The following is a 259-nucleotide window of genomic DNA, read 5'->3' on the forward strand; positions in this document are numbered from 1 at the left end:
TCGGCTTCGTCATGGTCACAGTCTGTTCTCCTTCGAACGGCGACCCACCCGCTTACACAGACCATCTGACACCCCCCAGCGCATGCGTGGCCTGCTCGATCACCCGCAGGTGGCCGCCGCCGATCCGACCCGCCTTGTGGGCGGCGTGGGTCGCGGGCAGCTGCGTGACGATCGTCCACGCGTCGGCCATCCGCCGCTCCACGCCCCGATCGGACTGCCGCAGCTCCGCCGCCAGCACCGACGCCGCCTCCCGCAGCCC

At 71.4% G+C, this 259-nt stretch carries 1 protein-coding gene; it reads right to left on the bottom strand.

Annotated elements, in window-relative coordinates; translation table 11 throughout:
* Positions 1 to 52 precede the first annotated feature (52 nt).
* Positions 53 to 259, bottom strand: a 207-nt coding sequence (locus ACLQ21_RS15755) for a DUF222 domain-containing protein (protein ID WP_425664917.1), incomplete at its 5' end; no start/stop codon positions are given.

This window comes from Agrococcus sp. DT81.2, assembly GCF_049844935.1.
Taxonomy (GTDB): Bacteria; Actinomycetota; Actinomycetes; order Actinomycetales; family Microbacteriaceae; genus Agrococcus.